Annotated in this window: 18 protein-coding genes; 13 read left to right on the top strand and 5 right to left on the bottom strand. The window is 57.5% G+C overall.

Annotation, left to right across the window (positions count from 1 at the left end; genetic code table 11):
* Positions 1 to 6 precede the first annotated feature (6 nt).
* A complete protein-coding gene (gene argS / locus AAFH99_RS14470; protein ID WP_406828049.1) occupies positions 7 to 1,743 on the bottom strand; it encodes an arginine--tRNA ligase in 1,737 nt (578 codons plus the stop codon).
* A gap of 170 nt (positions 1,744 to 1,913) precedes the next feature.
* On the opposite strand from argS, the gene sbcB reads away from it, so the two are divergent.
* Together sbcB and AAFH99_RS14460 are read left to right on the top strand one after the other, a co-directional pair.
* Entirely contained in the window at positions 1,914 to 3,353 is a 1,440-nt protein-coding gene (gene sbcB / locus AAFH99_RS14465) for an exodeoxyribonuclease I (protein WP_043318789.1), read from the top strand.
* Positions 3,354 to 3,517: 164 nt separating this feature from the next.
* Positions 3,518 to 4,534: an aspartate carbamoyltransferase gene (locus AAFH99_RS14460; RefSeq protein ID WP_043318787.1), complete on the top strand. Its 1,017-nt coding sequence runs from the start codon at positions 3,518 to 3,520 to the stop codon at positions 4,532 to 4,534.
* A gap of 74 nt (positions 4,535 to 4,608) precedes the next feature.
* On the opposite strand, the gene AAFH99_RS14455 is transcribed toward AAFH99_RS14460, so the two are convergent.
* The 3 genes from AAFH99_RS14455 to AAFH99_RS14445 all read right to left on the bottom strand — a co-directional run bounded on the left by AAFH99_RS14455 (position 4,609) and on the right by AAFH99_RS14445 (position 8,384).
* Positions 4,609 to 5,880 (bottom strand): aminotransferase class I/II-fold pyridoxal phosphate-dependent enzyme, encoded by a 1,272-nt coding sequence (locus tag AAFH99_RS14455; protein ID WP_043318786.1) that lies wholly within the window; start codon positions 5,878 to 5,880, stop codon positions 4,609 to 4,611.
* A gap of 204 nt (positions 5,881 to 6,084) precedes the next feature.
* Positions 6,085 to 6,954: a DUF6279 family lipoprotein gene (locus AAFH99_RS14450; protein WP_043318784.1), complete on the bottom strand. Its 870-nt coding sequence runs from the start codon at positions 6,952 to 6,954 to the stop codon at positions 6,085 to 6,087.
* Between the two features lie 65 nt (positions 6,955 to 7,019).
* Positions 7,020 to 8,384: a substrate-binding domain-containing protein gene (locus tag AAFH99_RS14445; RefSeq protein WP_406828048.1), complete on the bottom strand. Its 1,365-nt coding sequence runs from the start codon at positions 8,382 to 8,384 to the stop codon at positions 7,020 to 7,022.
* Between the two features lie 466 nt (positions 8,385 to 8,850).
* Between AAFH99_RS14445 and nagK the strand changes: the two genes are divergently transcribed.
* The 4 genes from nagK (at position 8,851) to AAFH99_RS14425 (ending at position 13,489) form a co-directional block, all read left to right on the top strand.
* The gene (gene nagK / locus AAFH99_RS14440) at positions 8,851 to 9,801 is read left to right on the top strand and encodes an N-acetylglucosamine kinase (protein WP_406828047.1); all 951 of its coding nucleotides are present in this window, start codon (positions 8,851 to 8,853) and stop codon (positions 9,799 to 9,801) included.
* A 92-nt stretch (positions 9,802 to 9,893) separates the two neighbouring features.
* A complete protein-coding gene (nagB-II, locus tag AAFH99_RS14435) occupies positions 9,894 to 10,937 on the top strand; it encodes a glucosamine-6-phosphate deaminase NagB-II (RefSeq protein ID WP_231491776.1) in 1,044 nt (347 codons plus the stop codon).
* Positions 10,938 to 10,958: 21 nt separating this feature from the next.
* A complete protein-coding gene (nagA, locus tag AAFH99_RS14430) occupies positions 10,959 to 12,086 on the top strand; it encodes an N-acetylglucosamine-6-phosphate deacetylase (RefSeq protein WP_406829186.1) in 1,128 nt (375 codons plus the stop codon).
* A gap of 71 nt (positions 12,087 to 12,157) precedes the next feature.
* Complete coding sequence (locus AAFH99_RS14425) at positions 12,158 to 13,489, top strand: sugar MFS transporter (protein ID WP_043318780.1); 1,332 nt, start codon at positions 12,158 to 12,160, stop codon at positions 13,487 to 13,489.
* Positions 13,490 to 13,774: 285 nt separating this feature from the next.
* On the opposite strand, the gene AAFH99_RS14420 is transcribed toward AAFH99_RS14425, so the two are convergent.
* Positions 13,775 to 14,821 (bottom strand): LacI family DNA-binding transcriptional regulator, encoded by a 1,047-nt coding sequence (locus tag AAFH99_RS14420; RefSeq protein ID WP_043318778.1) that lies wholly within the window; start codon positions 14,819 to 14,821, stop codon positions 13,775 to 13,777.
* Positions 14,822 to 15,169: 348 nt separating this feature from the next.
* Between AAFH99_RS14420 and pgi the strand changes: the two genes are divergently transcribed.
* The 7 genes from pgi (at position 15,170) to pyk (ending at position 24,505) form a co-directional block, all read left to right on the top strand.
* A complete protein-coding gene (gene pgi, locus AAFH99_RS14415) occupies positions 15,170 to 16,921 on the top strand; it encodes a glucose-6-phosphate isomerase (RefSeq protein ID WP_051687109.1) in 1,752 nt (583 codons plus the stop codon).
* 55 nt (positions 16,922 to 16,976) lie between these two features.
* Entirely contained in the window at positions 16,977 to 18,809 is a 1,833-nt protein-coding gene (gene edd / locus AAFH99_RS14410) for a phosphogluconate dehydratase (RefSeq protein WP_043318777.1), read from the top strand.
* Positions 18,810 to 18,869: 60 nt separating this feature from the next.
* Entirely contained in the window at positions 18,870 to 20,327 is a 1,458-nt protein-coding gene (zwf, locus tag AAFH99_RS14405) for a glucose-6-phosphate dehydrogenase (RefSeq protein ID WP_043318775.1), read from the top strand.
* Between the two features lie 69 nt (positions 20,328 to 20,396).
* Positions 20,397 to 21,107 (top strand): 6-phosphogluconolactonase, encoded by a 711-nt coding sequence (gene pgl / locus AAFH99_RS14400; RefSeq protein WP_043318773.1) that lies wholly within the window; start codon positions 20,397 to 20,399, stop codon positions 21,105 to 21,107.
* A gap of 37 nt (positions 21,108 to 21,144) precedes the next feature.
* On the top strand, positions 21,145 to 21,774 hold the full coding sequence (gene eda, locus AAFH99_RS14395) for a bifunctional 4-hydroxy-2-oxoglutarate aldolase/2-dehydro-3-deoxy-phosphogluconate aldolase (RefSeq protein ID WP_043318771.1): 630 nt from the start codon (positions 21,145 to 21,147) through the stop codon (positions 21,772 to 21,774).
* Positions 21,775 to 21,876: 102 nt separating this feature from the next.
* A complete protein-coding gene (gene gap / locus AAFH99_RS14390; RefSeq protein WP_043318770.1) occupies positions 21,877 to 22,890 on the top strand; it encodes a type I glyceraldehyde-3-phosphate dehydrogenase in 1,014 nt (337 codons plus the stop codon).
* 178 nt (positions 22,891 to 23,068) lie between these two features.
* Positions 23,069 to 24,505, top strand: coding sequence for a pyruvate kinase (gene pyk / locus AAFH99_RS14385; RefSeq protein ID WP_043318769.1), 1,437 nt, complete (start codon positions 23,069 to 23,071; stop codon positions 24,503 to 24,505).
* Positions 24,506 to 24,566: the final 61 nt, after the last annotated feature.

Raw genomic sequence — 24,566 nt, 5'->3', positions numbered from 1 at the left:
TTTGCGTTACATTTTTTCCAGGGTCTCAATGCCCAACAGGTCGAGACCAGTAGACAGGGTGCGGGCTACCAGGTCGCACAATTGCAGACGACTCTGCTTCTCTTCTTCACTGACCCCTTCTTTGAGTACCGGGCAGGCTTCGTAGAAGCCCATGTAGGCGCTTGCCAGTTCGTACAGGTAGGTACAAAGCACATGTGGGAAGGTATCTTTGGCTACCTGATCCAGTACTTCGCCGAACTGATTCAGCTTGATGGCCAGGGCGCGTTCCGCATCGGTATTCAGCAGGATATCGCCTTTCAGTTCTGACGGGCCTACGCCGGCGCGACGGAAAATACTGCGCACACGGGTGTAGGCGTATTGCAGGTAAGGCGCGGTGTTTCCTTCGAACGCCAGCATGGCATCCCAGTTGAACACGTAATCGTTGGTGCGGGTTTTGCTGAGGTCGGCGTATTTCACCGCACCGATGCCCACCACTCGACCGATCTCTGCCTGCTCTTCTGCACTCAGCTCCGGGTTCTTTTCCGCCACCAGTGCAGTGGCGCGTTCAACGGCTTCATCCAGCAGCTCCGCCAGTTTTACCGTGCCCCCGGTGCGTGTCTTAAACGGTTTACCGTCGTCGCCCATCATGGTGCCAAAGGCGCAGTGTTCCAGTGTCTGACTGTCGGCGATGTAGCCGGCCTTGCGCGCTACGGTGAAGGCCTGCTGCAGGTGCAGGGTCTGGCGCGCGTCCACCACGTATAGTATGCGGTCTGCTTTCAGGACATTGGCGCGGTAGCGGATGGCGGCCAGGTCGGTTGTGGCATAAAGATAGCCGCCGCCTTTCTTCTGGATGATCACCACGCTGGGATTGCCTTCCTTGTCGGCCATTTCTGGTAGGAAGGCGACGATGGCCCCCTGGTCTTCCACGGCGATACCGCGCTCGATCAGGTCTTTCACCAGTACCGGCAGGTCGCCGTTGTACTGACTTTCGGCGTAGACGTCTATGCGTTGCAGGGTAACGCCCAGCTTTTCGTAGATCTCTTCGGCGTGGCTGATGGAGATGTCGATAAAGCGCTGCCACAGCTTCAGGCAGTCCGCATCGCCGCCTTGCAGTTTCACCACATATTCGCGGGCGCGATCAGCAAAGCCTTCTTCCTCGTCGAAGCGGACCTTGGCCTCACGGTAGAAGACCTCCAGGTCCTTCAGGGCCACCTCGGCGTCCTGGTTTTCCATTTTGTCCGCCAGATGTGCCAGCAGCATGCCGAACTGGGTACCCCAGTCGCCCATATGGTTTTGGCGGATCACCGTGTGCCCCTGGAACTCCAGCAGGCGGGCGAGGGCATCGCCAATGATGGTGGTGCGCAGGTGGCCCACGTGCATTTCTTTGGCGAGGTTGGGGTGGGAGTAATCCAGCACCGCGGTCTGCGGTTCAACGGCCTTACGGATATTCAGGCGCGTATCGGCGCGCGCGGCGGCGAGGGTGCCGGCCAGCCAGGATTCACTCAGGTGGATGTTGATAAAGCCGGGACCGGCCACTTCCACTTTTTCGATCATGGGCTGTTCACCCAGGTTCTCGATGATTTTGGCTGCCAGCTCGCGGGGATTACTGCCCACTTTTTTGGCCGCTGCCATGGCGCCATTGGCCTGGTAGTCACCAAAGCCCGCCTTCTTGGCCGGCGCCACCGCCGGGGTGCACTCGGCGGGAATTCCCGCGGCGGTCATGGCGGTCTGGAAAATGTCGTTAAGCTGCTGGCGAATATTCATAAGGGGGGCATTATCCCGTGGCGATTCTTGAAAATGGGAGTATATCGAAGAAGGCGGGATTTTAATGGGCGGTGAGGGCATTGCAACCTGCGCGATGATTGCCCGGTGGGTTACCATGGCGCGCAGTTGGTGGATACACCTGCAGACGGAATAGGAAAGGGGAGAACGCTTTGTCTGGGACAACCTTGTATTGGCACGATTATGAGACCTGGGGGGTAGACCCGGGGGCAGACAAGCCCTCTCAATTTGCCGGTATTCGCACCGACGAAGACCTGAACGTGGTCGGCGAACCTCTGATGATCTATTCCAGGCCCGCAAGCGACTGCCTGCCGCAGCCCATGGCGGCGCTGGTGACCGGACTGCCCCCCCAGAAGGCCCACGCCGAAGGGATGCCGGAGATCGAGTTTATCAAACGGATTCTTGCGGAACTGGGGGCGCCGGGTACCTGCGGGGTAGGTTACAACAGCCTCCGGTTCGACGATGAAGTCACCCGCCATACCCTTTATCGCAATCTGCTGGACCCTTACGAGCGGGAATGGAAGTCCGGCAACAGCCGCTGGGATATCATTGATATGGTGCGGCTGACCTACGCGCTACGTCCGGATGGGATCCAGTGGCCGCAGCGGGAAATCGCCGATGGTGTGCGGGTGCCGTCATTCCGCCTGGAGGAACTGACCGCGGCAAACGGGATCAGTCACGAGGGGGCCCACGATGCATTGTCGGATGTGCGGGCCACCATTGATATGGCGCGGCTGATCCGCGACCGACAGCCCAAGCTTTACGACTACGTGTACAACCTGCGCCGCAAACAGGAAGTGGCCAAAATCCTGAATCCTCGGGAGCGCAAACCCCTGTTGCACATCTCCGGTAAGGTGCCTGCGACACACGGCCACCTCACTTATGTCCTGCCTCTGGCCATGCACCCGGTAAACCGCAATGCGGTTATCTGCGCCAACCTGGCCATGGATCCGCAGCCAATCCTCGATCTGGGTCCGGAAGCCCTGCGCGAGCGTCTCTACACCGCCCGCGACAAGCTGGGCGAGGGCGATCTGCCTGTGGGTCTGAAGCTGATCCATATGAATCGCTGCCCGGTGCTGGCACCGGCGAACATGCTTTCCGACCAGCGCGCCGCGGACCTGAAGATCGACAAGGCGGCCTGTGCGGCCAACTGGCAGAAGCTGCAGGGGCTGGATCTGACCGAAAAGCTGCATCAGGTGTTCCTCGACGGGGAGTTCCCGGCCAAGGATGTGGAGGCGCGTCTCTACGATGGCTTTATGAATGACGCCGACCGCGACCTGTGTCGCCAGTTGCACAGTGCGCTGACAAGTCGCGGTCCGCAAGCGCTGTCTGGACAGGCGCAATTTTCTGATTCCCGCTTGCCGGAACTACTCTTCCGCCTGCGGGCGCGCAACTTCCCCGAGACGCTGAATGAGGAAGAACAGGAGCGCTGGGAAGCGTGGCGTTACCAGCGGCTGACGGATCCCAAGTTCGGGGCGAGTATTACCATGGAAGCCTATTTCGAGGAGATTGCGCGATTGCGGGAGGAATTCCCGGAGCGCAGTGACCTGCTGGATCAACTGGAAGCCTGGGGTGATGCGCTGTTGGGCTAGCGGGGCGCTGTTGGATGCGCTGCGTTTATCCACCACAATCCCCGACTGTTCCACGCGCCCTCCCGCGCGTAGAATACCGCCCGCCCAGCCGCCGGTGATCCCGGCGCACTTCAGAGGCTATTCAGTCGCTATCAGCGCATAATCGCGCAACTTGTGGAGCAGCAATGGACTTTATCGGTGCCAATATCCTTTCCGTCAGCCAGTTTGAGCGGGACGACATCGACCGAATTTTTGCCGTGGCGGACACCATGGTTCCTTACGCCCGCCGGGAAAAAGTCACCCGTGTCCTTGAGGGCGCAATCCTCGGCAACATGTTTTTCGAGCCCAGCACTCGCACCCGGGTAAGCTTCGGCTGTGCCTTCAACCTGCTTGGCGGCACGGTGCGCGAGACAGTGGGGGTGTCTGCCAGCTCCCTGGCCAAAGGCGAATCTCTGTACGATACCGCACGGGTGCTTTCCGGTTACTCGGATATTATCTGCATGCGCCACCCGCAATCCGGTTCGGTCGCCGAGTTCGCCGCCGCCAGTCGCGTGCCAATTGTGAACGGTGGCGACGGTGCCAACGAGCACCCCACGCAGGCGCTGCTCGACCTGTACACCATTCGCAAGGAACTGGAAGGCAAGGGCGGTTCCCTGGATAACTTCCGCATTGCCATGATCGGCGATCTCAAACACGGCCGTACGGTGCACTCCCTGTGCAAACTGCTGTGCCTGTTTAAAAATGTCCAGCTGGTTCTGGTATCGCCGCAGGAGCTGGCAATGCCGGAAGCGGTGGTCGAAAAGCTGCGTGAAGCCGGGCACCAGGTGGTGGTGACGGATCAGCTCGAGCCGTCGATCAAGCATGTGGATATCGTGTACTCCACCCGTATTCAGGAAGAGCGTTTTGAATCTCAGGCCGACGCCGATCGCTACCGCGGCCGTTTCCGTCTGAATCGCGATATTTTCACCCGTCACGCAGAGCCCAATACCGTGATCATGCACCCGCTGCCGCGGGATTCCCGCGCGGAAGCCAACGAGCTGGATTCGGATCTGAACGAACACCCGAGCCTGGCGATTTTCCGCCAGACGGACAATGGCCTGCTGGTTCGCATGGCATTGTTTGCGATGTTACTGGGGGTGGAAGACAAGGTGGCGCAGTACGCGCGGCCGATTACCTGGCAGACGCGGCGCAATCAGATTTGATACTTGTGTAGAAAATCAGAAATTAAAAAAACCGGCAAAATTGCCGGTTTTTTTAATTTTTGCGGAGTGAGAAATCAGCTCGCTAATGCGTTGCGCACGCTCGCCAGTTTTACGCACAGCACAAATACCGACATGGCCGTGTCCAGTTCTTCCAGAGGTGGGAAGCTGGGGGCAATACGGATGTTGGTGTTTTCCGGATCTTTGCCGTAGGGAAAGGTCGCACCGGCGGGGGTCAGTTTCACACCGGCGTCGGCGGACAGGCGAATCACCTCTGCCGCTACGCCCGGGCGTGTATTAAAGGAAACGAAGTAGCCACCGGCGGGTTTTTCCCATTCGCCCAGATCGGTGTCGGCAAAGTTTTTCTCCAGGTGCTCCAGCACACAGGCAAACTTCGGGCGCAGGATTTCTGCATGTTTTTGCATGTGCTCTTTTAGCTGGGTCAGCTCCGGAAACAGGCGCGCGTGGCGCAGCTGATTCACTTTGTCCGGGCCAATGGTCATCGCTGACATCTGCTGCTTGAGGGAGGCCAGGTTGGCGGGGCTTGCGCTGACAAATGCCACACCGGCACCGGCGTGGGTCACCTTGGAGGTAGAGGCGAACTGCAGTACCGAGTCGGCGGTATCATTACCCAGTGCGGCCTCGCGGATATTCGGTAGTTTTACCTGGTGGTCAAGGTCATGAATGGCGTAGGCGTTGTCCCAGAAAATGCGGAATCCGGGGTTGGCGATTTTCGCCAGTTGCGCCAGGCGGTCGACGGTGTCGGCGTCGTAGGTTACGCCGGTGGGGTTGGAGAATTTGGGGACGCACCACAGGCCAATGATCTGGTCGTCTTCGCGAATCTTCTGTTCCAGTGCGTCCATGTCCGGGCCGGTGGCGGTCATGGGGACTGTGTCCATGGCGATGCCGAGTTGCTCACAGATTGAGAAGTGGCGGTCGTAGCCGGGCACCGGGCACAGGAATTTGGGCGCGCGCATGTCCTTCCACGGCTGGTTGCCGGCAAAGCCGAACAGATAGCCGGTGAGGACCGCGTGATACATGAGGGTCAGGGAGCTGTTGCCGCCGGCCATCACTTCATCGAAGGGTACCTGCAGGATGTCTGCACCCAGCTCGCGGGCGGCGGCAATGCCTTCCAGGCCGCCGTAATTGCGGGTGTCTGTACCGTCTGGCGCGCGGTAGTCTCCGTTCAGAATACCGTCAAGGCTGTCGGACAGAGAGAGTTGGTCCGCCGCCGGTTTACCGCGGGTGAGGTCCAGGCTCAGGTTGTGCTGACAAATGCGCTGGTATTGCTGGTCCAGTTCTTTTTCCCACTGTTGCAGCTGGTCGCGTTGGGCGGTCTCGATACGCACGGAAAATCCTCTTCTCTTGATGGACAACTCTTGACAGACAACTTCCCCAGGAAGTTTCCGGGACGGGAGCTTATCAGCAGAGGGCGGATTGCGTCATGTTTTATGACACTTTTTTGCCGGAAAACCCGGTAAAAACAGCGAATTACGGGAGAAAAAGTGGCAGGGAATTTGTTGCAGTTGAAACAGACTAGGGTTGCCGGGCAGTCAGTGTTGCTGTGCCGCCAGGTGTCGAAAGTCTGCGGCGTACTCCAGGAGTGTGTTTTTCAGATGAGCACGTTGCTCTGGCGTAGCACTTTCAAGAATTTCCGTAGCGAGGGTTCTGGCCTGAGCGCGCAACTGATCCTGCATCTTGCGATAGTCGTCCGACCACAGGGATTGAGGATCGATCAGCAGGGCGCGCAAGCGGGCCTCATAGCCTTGTGGTTTATTGCGCAAAGTGTCGAGAAATGCCGCAGTCCATAGCTGCCGTTGGGCATCCCGGCGTTTGGGGTCGAAGGTGGTGGTGGCGACCTGCCGATCAATCATGGACTCCTGTGCGCCCGTCAGGTCGCCAAGCCAGCGCTCTGCCTGCTTGCGAAACTCCTTTTCCCGCTTGCGCTGCGCTTTGTCCCACTTCTTCAGAGACTTCTCACGCTCATCTTCCATGTTCTCACTGAGCTGATCGATCTGTTTGTCATCCAGTTGCACCAGGATCGGGAGCATCAGATCGCTCAACATCGTGATCGAGGCGTGCCAGAAAGCGTCTACGCGGGCTTCGATGGCCGCCAGTTTCGTCGGGCTGGTGTCGGCGTCGTCGACCTTGCCAGCAAGCTCTTCGAGATAATCCGCGTAGCGGGGCAGTTGCGTCTGGCGGTGCCAGCGATGAAACTCATCGACGCGTTGCTGCAGCAGGTCTTTCTGGGCGCCATCAAGATCGAGATATTTATTCAGGGTGCGGTCCATCCACCAGTCAAGATGGCCATAGGCGAGGCGCACACTGGAACAGGCGGAAAGCAGCAACAGAAGTGCCGCCATCAACAGGATGACAGCACGGGAGCTGGGGCGAGAGGATTGCGTCACGATTGCGGTGGTCATGGCGTTAAATATAGTTGCTGTACCCGACCACCGCTGTTTCTTTGCGTGTTACTTTGGCTGATTCATCAATTTATCCAGACTTCGACACGACTGTTTTTCACTGGTCCCTGTTCGCTATCGGCAGTGAGCGGTGCAAAGGCGCCAACCGCCATAATCTGGCTGTCGCCCATTTGATGATCCCGCAGAAGTGCCCCCTGAACCTTGAGGGCGCGGAAGCGTGAAATAAGGTCCGCGATATTCTGGTTGGATTTGCGGTCGGAAAAACCCACCAGGGTCAGCGATAGGTCGCGGTTTTCCTCCTGGGCCATAAATTCCTGCAACCGGTGCAGGTCGCGCAGGGCACGGTTATCCAGTTCTGTGCTGCCATCGGCAAAGCGGAAAGAGATGCTCAGGCGCGATCCGTTCTCCATCAACTGGCGATAGCTATCCGGTGCGTTGGCGTAGGCGGGCAACTTCAGGGACACCGGTGTCAGGTTGATAAAACCGATTGCCTCAACGATCTGCTGTCCTGCGGGAGACTCAACGAACTTCAGAAAAGCATCGACCTGCGCGTTGAAGCGCCCCGGGTTGCGGTACAGGTACAGACGTCGAGTCAGGGGGAAGTCCTCGGTGGCGATAATGCCACGATCCGGGACCACCGCCGCCAACTCCCCGGACTTGATTGCGACCTTGTGCATGCCATCGGAATCTGCAAATGGCAGGTAGCCAATGGCGGCGCGATCCTGCTCAACCAGCGCACGGGTCTCGTGGTTACCGGAGACCTCGTAAACGAAGGGTTTTGCCGGGCGGGTGCTGCCGAAAACTTCGCTGTCGAAAGTGGCACGGGTGCCCGATTCGATATCCCGGTGTAGTGGCCGTATCGGCAGATCCGGGCCGCCCAGTTGGGACCAGTTGCGGATCTCGCCACTGTAAATCTGGGCCAGCTGTGCGAGGGTGAGGCGATTGATTGGGTTGTCCTTGTGCACAGTGATCACCAGTGCATCGAGGCCAATGACGTGCTCTGCCTGGGCACTGGTGAAGTCACCAAAACGCGCCAGTAGCTCGACTTCTTTGCCTTTAATACGCCGCGAAGCCATGCCGATGTCTGCGGTGTCGCTATCCAATGCTTTGAAACCGGTGCTGGATCCCAGAGCGATGATAGGTACCACTACCTGCTCACCCTCAAGGTCCGCGTGAATCCAGTGCTTTTCGCCCTCGGTGCGCTGCCGGATTTCTGTCGCCCCTATGGATTTCAGGTAGTCTTTTACCAGTGCGGGCGCGAGGTCTGCCCCCACGGTGTTGGAGCCGGTCAGGCGGAATAGAACCCGACTGCTGTCGGCGGCAGACGCGAGACCACTGAACAGCACGCCTGCAGTCAGGACAAGCCGCAGCAGTACTGCGAGTAAATCCTTCGGTAAAATTGTCCCTCGGCGCGATAGATCGCGTTTCATTCTGCCCCCTGTCACTACGAAATACGTTCCCAAGGCTCGCGCTGGTGATTGCTGTTACTTGTAATCCAGCGCGGGCGCGCGCTTTATCGCAGAAAAGTGTGACCAATTTATTGCAAGTGGATTGAACTGGTCCACACGCGCGAGGGGCGGTTACCGGGTCGAGGTGAAGACGTGGGGGAAAAGATTGAAGGTTGTTTTTTGTACGCCTGCCACCGTCGGGGCTGGCCCTGAGGGGCTATGGCGACGTTTTTTTCACCAAAAGGCACGGAAATTCAGCATATAATGGGACAAATCTTCGGGTTTTTTTTGAAAAAAGGCATGACAACGCTGTCATTTGTCTTGTAGTATTTCTCACATATTGGCAGAGGCGTCGATGACGCCCAGCTGGAATCCTCTGGGGCGCAGTGAATGCGGTGGGGAATCCGGCAAGGACACATAACAATAGAAAATCTTAGGGGCCGGTTAGATGGTTGCTTTGAGAGACAGCAGGGACATTCTTTTCATTGGCGTCGATGGCGGTGGTAGCAAGTGCCGTGCATCAGTCTATGACGCCAGCAATCGCCTGTTGGGCACCGGAGTCTCCGGGCCCGCGAACCCCCTTCATGGCTATGCGCAAACCATTGATTCCATTGTGCGTTCTGCCGCACTGGCGGTGGCCGATGCCGGCCTGCCTGCGGAAACTCTGGGAGAGCTGGTTGCAGGTGTGGGTCTGGCTGGGGTGAATATGCCCCGTCTCTACAACGAGATGAACGCCTGGGCACATCCCTTCAAGCAAATGTTCCTTACCACGGATCAGCACTCGGCATGCCTGGGTGCGCACCGGGGAGGAGATGGTGCCGTGATTATCGCTGGCACCGGGTCTGTGGGTTATTCGTGGGTGAATGGCCGCAGCGCGATTGTCGGTGGTCATGGTTTTCCTCACGGCGACAAGGGCAGCGGTGCCTGGCTGGGGATGGAAGCGGTCAAATACCTGTTGATGGCGATGGAGGGCCTGGCGGGAGACTCGGACCTGAAGGGCGAGTTGCAATCCGCGCTGGGTACCAATGACCCCTACGATGTTATTGAAATGATGGCCGGCAAGCCTTCCAGTCAGTATGCCAAATTGGCGGTGCCGGTAGTGGAATGTGCCGAGGCGAATTGTCCGGTAGCGGCCTCGATCATGCGTGATGGTGCTGCGTACATCAGTGACCTCGCAGACAAGTTGATGGAGGGCAAACCTCCGCGCCTGTCCATGATCGGTGGCCTGGCGCCGCGCCTGAAGCCCTGGCTCAAGCCCCATGTGGCGGAGCGGGTTTCCGATCCGCTGGATCCGCCGGAGCTGGGCTGTGTCTACTTTGCCCAGCACTCTCTGGCGGCGCTGGGGGAGAGTGAGTCCACAGCGCGTGAAGAGGCGGATGCCAAGGCGCTGTTCGGGTAATAAACCCGGAATCTCTTTGAACGACAGAGCCAGATCGTTAGAACACACAGGTTGTCGGAAGACGACTTCAGAAAAAGTTACGGATAGATTTTATGAGCGCAGTGACCTCTGGTGAGGCCAACAAGGTGGATGCATCTATGGCGATGACAGTAATGGAAACCGAGGCTCGTGAAGCCCCGAGCCGGATTGCCGAACAACTGCAGAACAACGCACCGATCATGGAAGCGTTGGGCGAACGACTGCGCAGCAAGCCGCCGCGTTTTGTGATGATCGTGGGCCGTGGTTCTTCCGACCACGCCGGTGTATTCGCCAAGTACCTGATTGAAATTGAGACCGGCACACCGACCTTTGCGGCGGCACCGTCTGTTTCCAGTGTTTACGGTAAAAAACTGAAGCTCGAAGATGCGTTGGTCATCGTAATTTCCCAGTCCGGCCGCAGCCCGGACATCCTCGCCCAGGCGCAAATGGCGAAAGACGCCGGCGCCTACACCGTCGCGCTGGTGAACGACGAGAGTGCACCAATCAAAGATATCGTCGATCAGGTAGTGCCGCTGAAGGCGGGCCCTGAACTGGCCGTTGCGGCGACCAAGAGCTACCTGTGCACCCTGTCTGCGGTGCTGCAACTGGTGGCCAACTGGACCCAGGACGAAGAGCTGAAAGCCGGCGTTGAGATGCTGCCGCAAACCCTGACCGATGCCATCGAATCCGACGTGCAGCTGCGCCCGGAAGATCTGGCTGCCGTGAAGAACCTGGTGGTTCTCGGCCGCGGTCCCGGCTACGGCATCACCCGCGAGCTGGCGCTGAAACTGAAAGAAGTGTGCAGCGTCCACGCGGAGTCTTTCTCCAGTGCGGAATTCCTGCACGGTCCGGTCACTCTGGTAGAGCAGAAGCTCACCGTGGTGAACGTGCCCATTGAAGACGAGTCCTACCAGGCCCACAGCGAGCAGATCGCCGATATCATCCGTCGCGGTGGCACCCTGATCAATCTGCACGTGCCGAGCAAAGGTGTACACCCGCGCGTTGCACCGCTGCCTCTGCTGCAGCGCTTCTATATCGACGTTGCCCATGTGGCGGTAAGCCGGGGTATTAACCCGGACGAGCCGGCGGGTCTGAAGAAAGTTACCCAGACCGTTTGATCGCGGATAAGGATTTTGGACGTGGTACAGGCATTTATCGCACAACAGTTATTCGACGGTGAGCAGCTACTCAAGGATGTAGCGCTGACCGTTGACGGCGGCAAGGTGATTTCCCTCGGCGGAACCCCTGCGGCTGACGCTGTGCGATTGCAGGGTTTGCTGGCGCCAGGTCTGATCGATGTACAGGTCAACGGTGGCGGTGGTGCGCTGTTCAATAACGACACCAGCGTCAACGCCCTCGGCAAAATGTCTGCGGCTCACGCCCAGTTCGGGACTACCGGCTTTATGCCCACCCTGATTACCGATCAGGTGGACGTTATGCAAAAAGCCGCCGACGCGGTCAGTGCCGCCCTGAAAGAAGGCGTGCCCGGTGTCCTCGGCGTGCATTTTGAAGGCCCGCACCTGAGCGCGCCGAAAAAAGGCACCCACGAAGAATGTTTTATTCGCCCGCTCAGCGATGAAGAGCTGGCGATTTACGCCCGGGACGACCTAGGCCTGAAGATGGTCACCCTGGCGCCGGAAAACGTTTCCCCGGAAGACATCGGCAGGCTGGTGTCGCTCGGTGTGAAAGTCTGCCTCGGCCACTCCAATGCCGATGGCAAGACCGCAGCCGCGGCGGTAGCCGCAGGCGCGAGCGGATTTACCCATTTGTACAACGCCATGTCGCCGCTGCACTCCCGTGATCCCGGCATGGTGGGTACCGCGTTGATCAGTGACGATTGCTGGTGTGGATTGATTGTCGATGGCCACCACGTGAGTCCGGAAGCGATCACCCTCGCGCTGAAGGCCAAACCCCGCGGTAAGATCATGCTGGTGACCGATGCCATGTCACTGGTGGGCAGCGACGAGCAGAGTTTCCCGCTGTTTAATCGCATCGTCACCCGCGACGGCGACAAGCTGACCTCCAATACCGGCGAGCTGGCCGGTTCGCACCTGGATATGATCGGCGCGGTGCGCAATATTCGCGACTGGTGTGGTGTTGAATTGACCGAAGCCCTGCGTATGGCCGCTCTCTACCCGGCGGAATACCTGGGTTTTGCCGGTGGCCGCATCGCCGAAGGCGCTGCGGCCGATATGATTTTGATGAACGACGATCTTCAGGTGCAAAAGACCTGGATCGGCGGACAGGAAGTCTTCTCCGCGGGCTGAATGCCCGTGACAAAAACAAAACTGATGACGAAATGCATAAACGCTAAATAACGATAATTAAAGGTGAGCCTATGAATACCGCAGTTGTTAGCCAGGGTGAAACCCGCAGCAGTATCCTGCCAATGACCATCATCGGTCTGTTGTTCTTTATCTTTGGTTTTGTAACCTGGCTCAACGGAGCCCTGATCCCGTTCCTGCAAACCATCTGTGAGCTCAGCGCCTTCCAGGCCATGCTGGTAGCTTCCGCTTTCTATATCGCTTACACCGTAATGGCGTTGCCCATGGCGGCCATTATAGAGCGCACCGGCTACAAGACCGGTATGGCCCTTGGCCTTGCGTTGGTTGCCGTCGGTGCACTGATTTTTATTCCCGCCGCTTACAGCCGTATGTTCGGCGTCTTCCTGCTGGCACAGTTTGTCGTGGGCTCCGGTCTCACCATTTTGCAGACTGCGTCCAACCCTTATGTGGTCAGAGTCGGTTCGCCGGAAACCGCCGCGGTGCGTATCTGCGTGATGGGCTTGCTCAATAAGGGTGCTGGTATTGTTGCGCCGCTGGTGTTTGCGGCTCTGGTGATGTCTGGTATCAGCGGTATTTCTGAAGCAGAGCTCTCTGCACTCTCTACCACCGCGAAAGATGCCAAGCTGGACGAGTTGGCTGGCCAGATGGTGAGCCCTTACATCGGCATGGCGGTACTCGGTTTCGTGTTGGCAATCGCCATGATGTTCGCACCACTGCCGGATATTGAAGACGAGGTGGTGGAAGGTCAGGAAGATATGGCGGTTAACCTGCCGGCACTGCTGAAATTCCCACAGCTGATCCTGGGCTCTATCGCACTGTTCTTCTATGTGGGTGTGGAAGTGATTGCCGGTGACGCGATCGGTCTGCTGGGCAAACAGGCGGGCCTGGATACTGCGGTCGCTTCTGTTCTGACGTCCTACACCATGGTGTTTATGGTGCTGGGTTATATCTGGGGCACCATCGCTATCCCGCGCTTTATCAGCCAGCAGACTGCGCTGCTGATCTCTGCGGTGCTGGGTATTGTCTTCACTATCGCGGTGATGACCGGCTCCATGGAAAGCACCGTGATGTCCTCCGCGACCCTGGCGCTGTTCGGTCTGCCTGAAATCCCCAACGCGGTCTACTTTGTTGCGCTGCTGGGTTTTGCCAACGCCATGTGCTGGCCGGCAATCTGGCCGCTGGCGCTGGAAGGCCTGGGTAAGTTCACCTCCAAAGGTGCCGCCCTGCTGATCATGGGTATCTCCGGTGGTGCGGTTCTGCCGCCCCTGTACGGCCACTTCGCCGACACCGGTGATGGCCAGTTGGCCTACGTGATCTCCATCCCGGCTTACCTGTTTATCCTGTTTTACGCCCTGAAAGGGCACAAGATGCGCAGCTGGAAATAACCTCCGGTTATCCAGCTGGCGCTACAGTCAGTCTAAGTTTCTTTTTAAAGTTTCTCTCTTTGGTTCTCGTCATCTTTGCCCTCCTAGTGAGGGCTTTTTTTTGGAGGGGAATCACCGAAGAGCTACTGCGCACATGCCTGGCGGCGTCCGGCGGTGCTGGTGCGCCAGCCCGGTCAGGATACTCATGTATTAACATACATTCCGTTCCTTCCGCTCCGGCGGCCACCACCAGACAGGTGCTCGCTACGCTTTTCGGCGATCCTCGAGCTGTGAGGTAAATTCCGTTTAAGCCGGGGATTGGCCGGTGGAGTCGCGGACCAGGAGTTCGGGGACGAATTTTTTGGTGATGCCGGCGTCTTTGTTGGCGGAGGCGCTTTCGGAGGCGCTTTTGCTGCGGGCTTTATTGAGTACCAGGGCGGCGGCGCATTTGGCGATTTCGCTGTTGGGCTGGTGCGCGGTGGTGAGTTTGGGCCAGGTCTGGCGGGAGAAGGGGCTGTCCTCGAAACCGACGATGGACAGTTGCGCGGGAATTTCGATGTGCATCAGGCGGGCGGCGAAAAGTGCGCCGGCCGCCATCTCGTCGTTACTGGCAAAAATGGCGGTGGGCGGGTTGTCTTTTTCCAGCAGTGCTTTGGCCCCGGATACACCCGAGTCAAAAGAGTATTCCCCGGGAATAATCAGATCCGGGTCGATGGAGATACCGGCTTGTTGCAGCGCTTCCTTATAGCCCTCCAGTCGCCCGTGGGTGGAGACGTGTTCCTCGCCCCCCGCCAGAAACCCGATACGCTTGTGGCCGTTTTCAATCAGATGTTTGGTGATGTCGAAGGCGGCTGCGGTATCGTCCACCTGAATGCAGTTGTCTTCGTCCCCTTCGGCGGCGCCACTGGAAACGATGCGCACATAATCCAGTCCGAGTTTTTTGACCTCATCGATTACCGACTGTGTTTCCGAAAAGGGCGGCGTTAGTACCAGGCCCGCCACTTTGGAGTGCTCCACCAGTGCGCGCAGCTCGTCATTTACGTTAGTGGACTTGGAATTACTCGGGTGAATCAGTAGTTCGTACCCTCGTGCCTTGCATGCCTCGAGAATACCGTTCTGCATATCGATCACATAATAGGCGTTGGGGTTATCGTAGATCAGGGCAATGGTGTAACTGCGGGTGCCCGCCAGGTTGCGCGCTGCCAGGTTGGGTTGGTAGTGCAGCGCTTCCACGGCATCCATCACTTTCTGGCGAGTAGCGGGGCGCACCGACGGCTCGTTGTTGATCACCCGGGAAACGGTCTTGATCGATACCCCGGCTCTTGCGGCCACGTCGTTGATGGTGCTCTTCATTGTTGGCTGTGATCCTTGATGGGTCCTTGTTGGGTCCTTAAAAGGTCCTTGTTGGAATGATTCCGTAATTTGCCTATCAAGCAAGTTTACCCGGTTCTGGCGCGAACGACGATGGCCTACGGGTCACCGAGTGATCCGGCCTATTCCGGGTGTGAAATAAAACTACAAACCCAATTGACAGCTTTTACCAACTGTGTGACTCTGGCGCCAAATTGACAGCGTTGTCATTTGTTTTTGTACAGGTTGGCAGTTGCTTCCGGGGCCGGGAGTCAGTTGCCGGTCAATCGGGTAGATAACAATAACCGGTGCCTGCAACACCACGGCGGGCGCCACTTTAGGGGGCTCGCTATGCACAGTGCACACTCTCACACGTCTCACTCTCAATCTTCCTCTGTTCCTCTTTCCCAGTCGCCAATCTGGCAGGTCCTGCAGGCGCAGGCAGCGGCGCTGAAAGGGCAATCCTTGAGGGCACTGTTTGCCGCCGATCCACAGCGCGCGGAGCGTTTCTCCCTGGAGCTGCCGGAATTTCTGCTGGATTACTCAAAAAACCTGCTGGATCAGGACGTTTTTGTAAATTTATTACGCCTGGCGGAAGCCGCGGATCTGGCGCAGTGGCGAGCGGACTTATTTGCCGGCAAGCCCATCAATGCCACAGAAGGCCGCCCGGTGCTGCATCCTGCGTTGCGCGGTGGTCTGGCGGAAGATATTGAAGTGGGCGGGGTATCCGTCACCAGCCTGGTGGAAGCCGAGTTGGAGCGCTTGAAAGAGTTTGTAGTTTTACTACATAATGGAGCCCTGACTGGCTACAGCGGTAAACGAATTACCGATGTGGTCAATCTTGGGGTAGGTGGCTCCCATCTCGGGCCGCAAACCACCATCGAAGCACTGCGTGCCCATCGGAAGGGCGATGTCGCAGTGCATTTTGTATCCAATGTGGATGGAACCCAGCTCACGGATGTGCTGGCCGGCCTGGATGCCGATTCGACTTTATTCATTGTCTCGTCCAAGACATTCACGACCAGCGAGACAATGACCAACGCCAACAGTGGCCTGAAGTGGCTGCAGAAGGCGATGCCGGAGGCTGACACCGAAGCGCTGCTGCGGCAGCACTTTGTTGCGGTGACTTCCAGTCCGGATAAAGCGCAGCAGTTTGGTGTGCTGCCGGAGCGGACCTTCCGCTTCTGGGACTGGGTAGGCGGGCGCTTCTCGCTGTGGTCATCCATCGGTCTGCCCATTGCCATTGCCTGCGGGTTCGACAATTTCCGCGCCTTGCTGGATGGCGCGGCAAGTATGGACAAGCACTTCCGCGAGGCGCCGCTTGCGGCCAATGCGCCGGTGATCATGGCGCTGCTGAGCGTCTGGTATTGCACCTTTATGGGTTACCCGGCACATGCGGTATTGCCCTACGAACAGGCACTGCACATGTTGCCTTCCTATCTGCAGCAGGCGGATATGGAGAGTAACGGCAAATCTACCACCCGTGCAGGGGTGGAGGTGGACTACACCACCGGCCCTCTAATATGGGGCCAGACGGGCATCAACGGGCAGCATGCGTTTTATCAGTATCTGCACCAGAGCCCGGAAGTGGTTCCCGCCGACTTTATCGGCAGTGTGACCCCAGGGCACGACCTCGACGGTCACCACGAGATTCTGCTGGCAAACATGTTTGCCCAGAGTCAGGCACTGATGAACGGCGTGGACGCAGAGTCCGTCGGTCGTGAACTGGCAGCCAAGGGGCTGTCGCAAGAAGAAATAAAAAGGCTCACCCCATTCAAGGTCCACAGGGGTGGAAAGCCAAGTAACACAATACTCTTGAAGGAGTTGGACCCCCGATCACTGGGAGCGCTGATCGCACTCTATGAGCACAAGATTTTTGTTCAAGGTGTGATTTTGCAAATTTATTCCTTTGATCAGTGGGGAGTGGAACTGGGTAAGGGCCTTGCTAACAAACTGGAGCCAAAACTGGCTTCCGGCGACCTGGCAGGCGAAGACGGTTCTACTGCCCAACTGATCGAATACTACCGCCGGATAAACGGCGCGGTTACGTCCACGGAGCTGCCTGAAATAGAGGTGGCTGAGTCTGCTGGAGAACAGGCTTAAACGCACATTGTGCTGCAGCGTGAAACGAGCTGATAAAAATCGAAGAGTTGAAAAAATGGCAAACAAAACAGTGGTACACAGTCGCGTACAGACGGTGACCGAAAGGATCATCCGCCGCAGCGAAGAAACCCGGGCGACTTACCTGGCTCAGGTCGAGCGCGCGCAGGGCAAAGGCCGTGCGCGTCACAAGCTGTCCTGCGGCAACCTGGCGCATGCGATGGCAGCGTCCAGCGATCATGACAAAAATCTGATCGCCTCCGGGCATGGCCCCAATCTGGCAATCGTCACTGCTTACAACGATATGTTGTCGGCGCACCAGCCTTACGGCACTTACCCGGAAATGCTCAAGGCAGAAGCCCTGCGCAACGGTGCAACCGCGCAGGTTGCCGGTGGTGTACCCGCCATGTGTGATGGCGTGACCCAGGGTCAGCCCGGTATGGAACTGTCACTGTTTTCCCGCGATGTCATCGCCATGGCCACCGCCATCTCCCTGTCACACGATATGTTTGACGGCGGAATGTACCTCGGCATCTGCGACAAGATTGTTCCCGGTCTGGTGATTGGTGCTCTGTCTTTTGGTCACCTGCCTGCGGTATTTGTACCTGCAGGTCCCATGCCAACCGGTCTTGCCAACGCGGAAAAAGTACGCGTTCGCCAGCTGTACGCGGAAGGCAAAGTGGGCCGCAAAGAATTACTGGAAGCGGAAAGCGCCTCCTATCACAGCGCGGGTACCTGCACCTTCTACGGTACCGCCAACAGCAACCAGATGCTGGTGGAAATCATGGGCCTGCAATTGCCGGGCAGCTCGTTTATCAATCCGGGCACCGAACTGCGCGATGCCATGAACAAAGCGGCGGTGAAGCAGCTGGTACAGAACTCCGAGCCCAGCAACTACACACCCATCGCCAAGATCCTGACCGAAAAAGCCTTCGTCAACGGCATCGTTGGCCTGCACGCAACCGGTGGCTCTACCAACCACACCATGCACCTGATCGCCATGGCGCGCGCCGCCGGCATCCAGATTACCTGGCAGGATATGGCAGAGCTGTCTGAAGTAGTGCCGCTGCTGTGCCACGTGTACCCGAACGGTACCGCGGACATCAACCACTTTGCCGCGGCCGGCGGTATGCAGTATCTGATCCGCGAATTGCTCGGGGCAGGTCTGCTGCACAACGATGTGGCCACCGTACTCGGCGATTCCGGTATGGAACCCTACACCTACGATCCGTTCCTGAATGAAGACAAGGACGGCCTGGTGTGGCGCCCGACCGCCGAAGAGTCCGGCAACCCGGACATCATTCGCCCGGCAGCGGATCCGTTCTCCAGCCACGGCGGCCTGCAATTGTTGAAAGGCAATCTGGGTAACAGCGTGATCAAGGTTTCCGCGCTGAAAACCCCGCAGCTGAAAGTGAAAGCACCGGCAGTTGTGTTCAACAGTCAGGACGACATGCTGGACGCGTTCAAAGCGGGCAAGCTGGAAAAAGATTTTGTGGCCGTGGTGCGATTCCAGGGCCCACAGGCCAACGGTATGCCGGAACTGCACAAGCTGACGCCATCCCTCGGCGTACTGCAGGACCGCGGTTTCAAGGTGGCGCTGGTCACCGACGGCCGCATGTCCGGCGCCTCCGGTAAAGTGCCGGCGGCCATCCACCTTTCCCCGGAAGCGCTGGAAGGTGGCGTAATCGCAAAAATCCAGGACGGAGATATTGTAGAGCTGGACGCGGAAGCCGGCGTTCTCAAAGTAGATGTAAGTGATGAAGAGCTGGCCGCACGCGCGCCAGCGGAATGCGACCTGTCAGCCAACAACAGCGGCATGGGACGGGATCTGTTTGTCAATATGCGCAAGCTTGCGAGCGGCGCAGAAACCGGCGGTAGCATTCTTTTTTAACTGAATTCGTGCGGGCGCTGATAACACATCAGGCCCGCGCAACTGTTTGAGAGCAACGAAATGGCAAATTCATTCGACATGGTACTGTTTGGCGGCGGCGGCGATCTGTCTCTGCGCAAACTGATTCCTGCGTTGTATCGCGCTTATATTGAAGGTGGCCTGAACAAGGACACCCGCATCCTGCCTGTGGTCCGTCGTCAGGAAGACGCGGACACCTACATGAAGACCGCACAGCAAGCGCTGAAAACCCATCTGCGCGATGGTGAATACAGTGATAAAAACTGGAAAGAATTCAGCGGCCTGTTGCGCGCCGTATATCTGGATATCGCCAAGCCCGATGAGCAGTGGGACGGTCTGGTGGATATTCTGGGTAAGGACACCAAGCGCACCCGTCTGTTTTATCTCGCGATTCCGCCGGCGGTATTTGGCCCTTGCTGTGAGAACCTTTCCGTAAAAGGGCTTATCCACGAAAACTCCCGCGTGGTTGTGGAAAAGCCCCTTGGCTACAACGCTAAGACCTCCGACGAGATCAACAGCAAGATCGCCGAGTACTTTCCGGAAGACAGCATTTTCCGCATCGACCACTACCTGGGTAAAGAAACCGTACAGAACCTGCTGGCCCTGCGCTTCAGTAACGTGCTGTTCGAACACCTGTGGGATGCGAAGACCATCGATCACATCCAGATCAGTATTTCCGAAACCGTGGGTCTGGAAGGGCGCGCGGGTTTTTACGATGACACCGGCGCAATGCGCGACATGGTTCAGAACCACCTACTGCAGCTGCTGTGTCTGATCGCCATGGAATCGCCGAACAGCATGTCCGCGCGCAATATCCGCTCGGAAAAAATCAAAGTGCTGGAGGCTCTGCGGCCGCTGACTGGCGATAGTGTCGATAACAACATCGTGCGCGGCCAGTACGTGGCTGGTGGTCTGGGTAAGGAGCTGGTTCCCGGCTATCTGGAAGAGTTGAAAGCGGCAAACAGCACCACTGAGACCTTCGTCGCGATCCGTGCACACATCGATAACTGGCGCTGGACCGGTGTGCCGTTTTATCTACGCACCGGCAAACGTATGGAAAAGCGCTGTGCAGAAATCGTGATTCAGTACAAGAACGTTTCCCATAGCGTGTATCAGCCTGAGGCCGGTAAAGTACTGCCAAACCGCCTTGTGATTCGTCTGCAGCCGGAAGAAAGCATCAAAATGGTGCTGATGGCCAAGAAGATGGACAGTCTCACCATGGAGCTGCAACCGGTAGAGCTGAACCTGACACTTTCGGATACCTACGACAGCTTCAAAAGTGATGCCTACAAGCGTCTCATGCTGGACGCCGCAGCAAACAATTCCGCGCTATTTATTCACCGCGAAGAAGTGGCAGCGGCCTGGGCCTGGGTCGATCCGATCATCGACCACTGGCGCGATACTGCGAATCAGCCGCAGTTGTACCGTGCGGGAACCTGGGGGCCGCAGGCCTCCAATCAGTTGCTGGCCGAAAATGGTCACCATTGGTTTAACCCCTAGGTTTAACAACAGGTTTAACCCGTAATTTAACCTGACAGCACCGGCAAAATACGCAAAGGTCAAAACGACATGGTTGAAGAAAAGTTTTTTGCAGATAGGGAACGGCTCACGCTGGCTCTTGCCAATGAGTGCGCAGCGGCACTGCACGCCGGCATCAAGGCCAACGGTCAGGCGACCTTTCTGGTGAGCGGTGGCAGCTCGCCTGAGCCGGTTTATCGTGAGCTTTCCCGTCGTCCACTGCCCTGGGAACAGGTGAATGTAGCGCTGGTTGACGAGCGTTGGGTGGAAAAAGATGAAGCCGGGAGTAATCTCGCATTTATCTCAAATAGCCTGCTGCAGAATGAAGCGGCCAAGGCGCCTTGCCTGGGTATGAAAAATGCCGCGGCGACACCGGCTGAAGGTGAAGCGGATTGCGAACGCGCTTTTCAAGAGCTGCCGCGCCCGTTTGATGTCTGTGTACTCGGCATGGGGAACGACGGTCATACCGCGTCTTTTTTCCCCTATGCAGAAGGGCTGGATGATGCGCTCGACGCAAAGAGTGGAAAGCTGTGTAAAGCCATTACCGCCAAGCAGAGCGCGGTGACGGGAGCGCATACCCAACGTATGACGCTGACCCTCGCTGCAATCTTGCAGGCGAAAGAAATCAAATTGCTGATTACCGGTGAGGAAAAACTCAAGGTCTATCGCCAGGCGCTGCTCGGTGATGACGTGAGTGAAATGCCGGTACGCAGCATTCTCAAGCAAGGGGCGAAGCCAGTCACCGTGTACTGGGCTCCATAAGCCAATAATGAATTTCGACGAGTTTTAGGAAGTGAGTATGCAAGAGAATCTGGTACCCGTTTTGGAGCAGGCTGGCGTAGTGCCGGTGATCGTGGTGGATAACGTCAGCGACGCACTGCCGTTAGCGCAGGCACTGGTGGAAGGTGGCCTTAACGTATTGGAAGTAACCCTGCGTACGGAGGCTGCATTGGCGGCCGTAGAGGAAATTGCCAAGCATCTGCCGGATGCCCACGTTGGTACTGGTACCGTATTGAACGCCGGCGACATCCAGCGCTCCGTGGATGCCGGTGCGACGTTTATGGTAAGCCCGGGTGCCACCGAGGCGCTGCTGGATGCGGCAGATAACGTATCGGTACCGCTGCTGCCAGGTGCTGCGAACCCATCAGAAGTAATGCGCCTGTTCGAGCGTGGCTACGGTTATCAGAAATTCTTCCCCGCAGAAGCGGCCGGTGGCATCCCGATGCTGAAATCCATCGGTGGTCCGCTGGCTAAAGTGAAGTTCTGCCCCACCGGCGGCGTCAGCCCGAGCAATGCACGTGATTACCTGGCGCTGTCCAACGTCGTTTGTGTGGGTGGTTCCTGGATGGCAGCACCGAAACTGGTTGCCGAGAAAAACTGGGCGGAAATTACCCGTCTGGCCAAAGAGGCCTCCCTGCTGAAAGGTTAAAAGCAGTTTCACTGAGCAGAATTGTGCTGGGGGGGATCGATCACCCGGCGCTTAGAACAAACAAATAATCCACAATTTTTAAGACACAGAGGGTGTAGCGATATGAAACTCAGAATTGCTATCAACGGATATGGACGTATTGGACGCAATGTAACTCGTGCTATTTACGAGTCCGGCTACAACGACCGCATCCAACTGGTCGCGATCAATGATCTGGCGCCGGTTGAGGCCAATGCCCACCTGACCCGTTTCGACACTGTACACGGCCGTTTCAACACCGAAGTTGCCGTCGACGGCGAAAATCTGGTGATCGGTGGCGACACCGTAAAAGTTTGCCAGGAGCGCGACCCCGCTGCTCTGCCGTGGGCGGAACTGGAAGTGGATCTGGTGCTGGAATGTACCGGCTTGTTTACCGATAAAGCGGCAGCTTCCAAGCACATGCAAGCGGGTGCCAAAGCGGTACTGATTTCTGCACCGTCCAAAGATGCTGACCTGACCGTGGTTTATGGGGTAAATGACGATAAATTGACTGCGGAACACAAAGTTGTATCCAACGCGTCCTGTACCACCAACTGCCTGGCTCCGGTGGCCAAGGTTCTGAACGAATCCATCGGCATCGAGCGCGGCTTTATGACTACCGTGCACGCCTATACCAACGATCAGAACACTCAGGATGCGGTACACAAAGATATCTACCGCGCGCGCGCTGCGGCAGACAACATGATTCCAACCAAGACTGGCGCTGCCGCTGCAGTTGGCCTGGTTCTGCCAGAACTGCAAGGCAAGCTGGATGGTATGGCCGTTCGTGTACCGGTAAATAACGTATCCCTGGTGGATTGCCAGTTTATCGCCAGCCGCGAAACCACTGCCGATGAAATCAATGCAATCCTGCAAGATGCCGCCGGTAGCATGAAAGGTGGTGTGCTGTCTTACTGCGACCAGCCTCTGGTCTCTGTGGATTTTAACCACACTGCGGCTTCCAGCCACTTCGATGCCAACCACACCCGTGTAAACGGTAACCTGGTGAAAGTCATGTCCTGGTACGACAACGAGTGGGGCTTCTCTCACCGTATGCTCGATACCAGCCTGGCAATGGCGAAGGCTCAGGGTCTTTAATCGAGCCAAGTAAAACGGCTGTAACTGTTAATAAACTGCAGCCTGATAACGTTTCGTTATCTTGCCGGAGTGGGTGCAATACCCGCTCCGGTATTATTCCCCAGTCAATAACGACTGAAATAACAATTCGATTATCAAAAAAACGTCTCACTCCTAATTCAAATACAAAAACACCACTATGATTCGCCATACTAAAATTGTTGCCACGCTCGGCCCAGGCACAGACAAGCCGCGTGTTATTGACGAGATTATCCGCGCCGGCGTTAATGTTGTACGCCTGAACTTCTCCCATGGCAGTGCCGACGATCACCGCAAGCGTGTGGAAGAAGTGCGTCGTGCCGCTGCAGAGCAAAACAAACTGGTTGCCGTACTCGGTGACCTGCAAGGCCCGAAAATTCGCATCGCCCGTTTTGCCGAAGGCAGCATCTTTCTCGAGAATAATGCGGAGTTCACCCTTGATGCGGACTGCCCGAAAGAGGGTGGTAACCAGCAGAAAGTGGGCGTGGACTACCCGTCCCTGATCGCCGACTGCAAGCCTGGTAATATCCTGTTGCTGGACGACGGCAAGATTCGTCTCGAGGTGACCGGTGGCACCAACAGCAAGCTGTTCTGCCGTGTACTGCAGGGTGGCAAGCTCTCCAACAATAAAGGTATCAACCTTCTGGGTGGCGGCCTTTCTGCGCCGGCGCTGACAGAAAAAGACTACGAAGACATCAAGCTCGCTGCCGAGCTGGATGTGGATTTCCTGGCGGTGAGTTTTCCGCGCAGCGGCGAGGATCTGGAAATCGCTCGCAAGGCCATGCGCGAAGCCGGCAGCAATGCCGCCATCGTGGCCAAGGTTGAGCGCGCCGAAGCGGTGAATAATGACCAGCAGATGGACGATATTATTCTCGCCTCCGATGTCATCATGGTGGCCCGTGGTGATTTGGGTGTGGAAATTGGCGATGCTGCACTGGTGGGCGTGCAGAAAAAACTGATCAACCGTGCCAATGCGCTGAACCGCGGTGTGATTACCGCCACCCAGATGATGGAATCCATGATCACCAATCCCACGCCGACCCGCGCGGAAGTGATGGATGTGGCCAACGCCGTGCTGGATGGTACCGACGCGGTAATGCTATCCGCGGAAACCGCTGCCGGCGATTTCCCGGTCGCTGCCGTGGAGTCCATGGCGGAAGTGGTTGTTGGTGCAGAGCAGTACCTGGGGACAACCTCCCGTCCGGCAGCCGACCGTACTGCGTCGGAAGCAATCGATACGGTGATTGCCCAGGCCGCAATCGAATCTGCAGCACGAGTTGAAAACCTGTGCGCCGTTGCCGCGCTTACCGAATCCGGCCGCACCCCACGCATCATGTCCCGGGCTACCAGTCGCCTGCCGATCTACGCACTGACCCGTCATTCCCGCGTTGCCCGCCAACTGGTGTTGCTGCGTGGTGTCGAGCCCATTGAGTTTGACCCTGCGTCCGTACCACTAGGTCACTTGACCGATGCGATTGTCGAGGTTTTGGGGTCCCGTATCGAACTGGAGAAAGGCCAGCGTATCCTGATCACCCAAGGCGAGCGCCTGAATATGGGTGGCGGTACCAGCTCCATGAGAATCAAGGAAATCGAGTAATCTCTAGCGGATTCTGAACGGACTCCCGTAAACTCCCGGCTCTGTGCCGGGAGTTTTGGTT

The organism is Microbulbifer sp. ARAS458-1 (genome assembly GCF_045348205.1).
Lineage (GTDB): Bacteria > Pseudomonadota > Gammaproteobacteria > Pseudomonadales > Cellvibrionaceae > Microbulbifer.
The sequence above is the reverse complement of the archived record's forward strand: the minus strand, read 5'-3'. Positions and strand labels throughout refer to the sequence as shown.

Coding starts and splice junctions, on each gene's coding strand:
- eda (WP_043318771.1), top strand. CDS start 21,145: ATGCAAGAGAATCTGGTACCCGTTTTGGAGCAGGCTGGCGTAGTGCCG.
- nagB-II (WP_231491776.1), top strand. CDS start 9,894: ATGAGCGCAGTGACCTCTGGTGAGGCCAACAAGGTGGATGCATCTATG.
- pyk (WP_043318769.1), top strand. CDS start 23,069: ATGATTCGCCATACTAAAATTGTTGCCACGCTCGGCCCAGGCACAGAC.
- gap (WP_043318770.1), top strand. CDS start 21,877: ATGAAACTCAGAATTGCTATCAACGGATATGGACGTATTGGACGCAAT.
- AAFH99_RS14420 (WP_043318778.1), bottom strand. CDS start 14,821: ATGAAGAGCACCATCAACGACGTGGCCGCAAGAGCCGGGGTATCGATC.
- pgi (WP_051687109.1), top strand. CDS start 15,170: ATGCACAGTGCACACTCTCACACGTCTCACTCTCAATCTTCCTCTGTT.
- argS (WP_406828049.1), bottom strand. CDS start 1,743: ATGAATATTCGCCAGCAGCTTAACGACATTTTCCAGACCGCCATGACC.
- zwf (WP_043318775.1), top strand. CDS start 18,870: ATGGCAAATTCATTCGACATGGTACTGTTTGGCGGCGGCGGCGATCTG.
- AAFH99_RS14445 (WP_406828048.1), bottom strand. CDS start 8,384: ATGAAACGCGATCTATCGCGCCGAGGGACAATTTTACCGAAGGATTTA.
- edd (WP_043318777.1), top strand. CDS start 16,977: ATGGCAAACAAAACAGTGGTACACAGTCGCGTACAGACGGTGACCGAA.
- AAFH99_RS14425 (WP_043318780.1), top strand. CDS start 12,158: ATGAATACCGCAGTTGTTAGCCAGGGTGAAACCCGCAGCAGTATCCTG.
- AAFH99_RS14450 (WP_043318784.1), bottom strand. CDS start 6,954: ATGACCACCGCAATCGTGACGCAATCCTCTCGCCCCAGCTCCCGTGCT.
- nagK (WP_406828047.1), top strand. CDS start 8,851: ATGGTTGCTTTGAGAGACAGCAGGGACATTCTTTTCATTGGCGTCGAT.
- pgl (WP_043318773.1), top strand. CDS start 20,397: ATGGTTGAAGAAAAGTTTTTTGCAGATAGGGAACGGCTCACGCTGGCT.
- AAFH99_RS14460 (WP_043318787.1), top strand. CDS start 3,518: ATGGACTTTATCGGTGCCAATATCCTTTCCGTCAGCCAGTTTGAGCGG.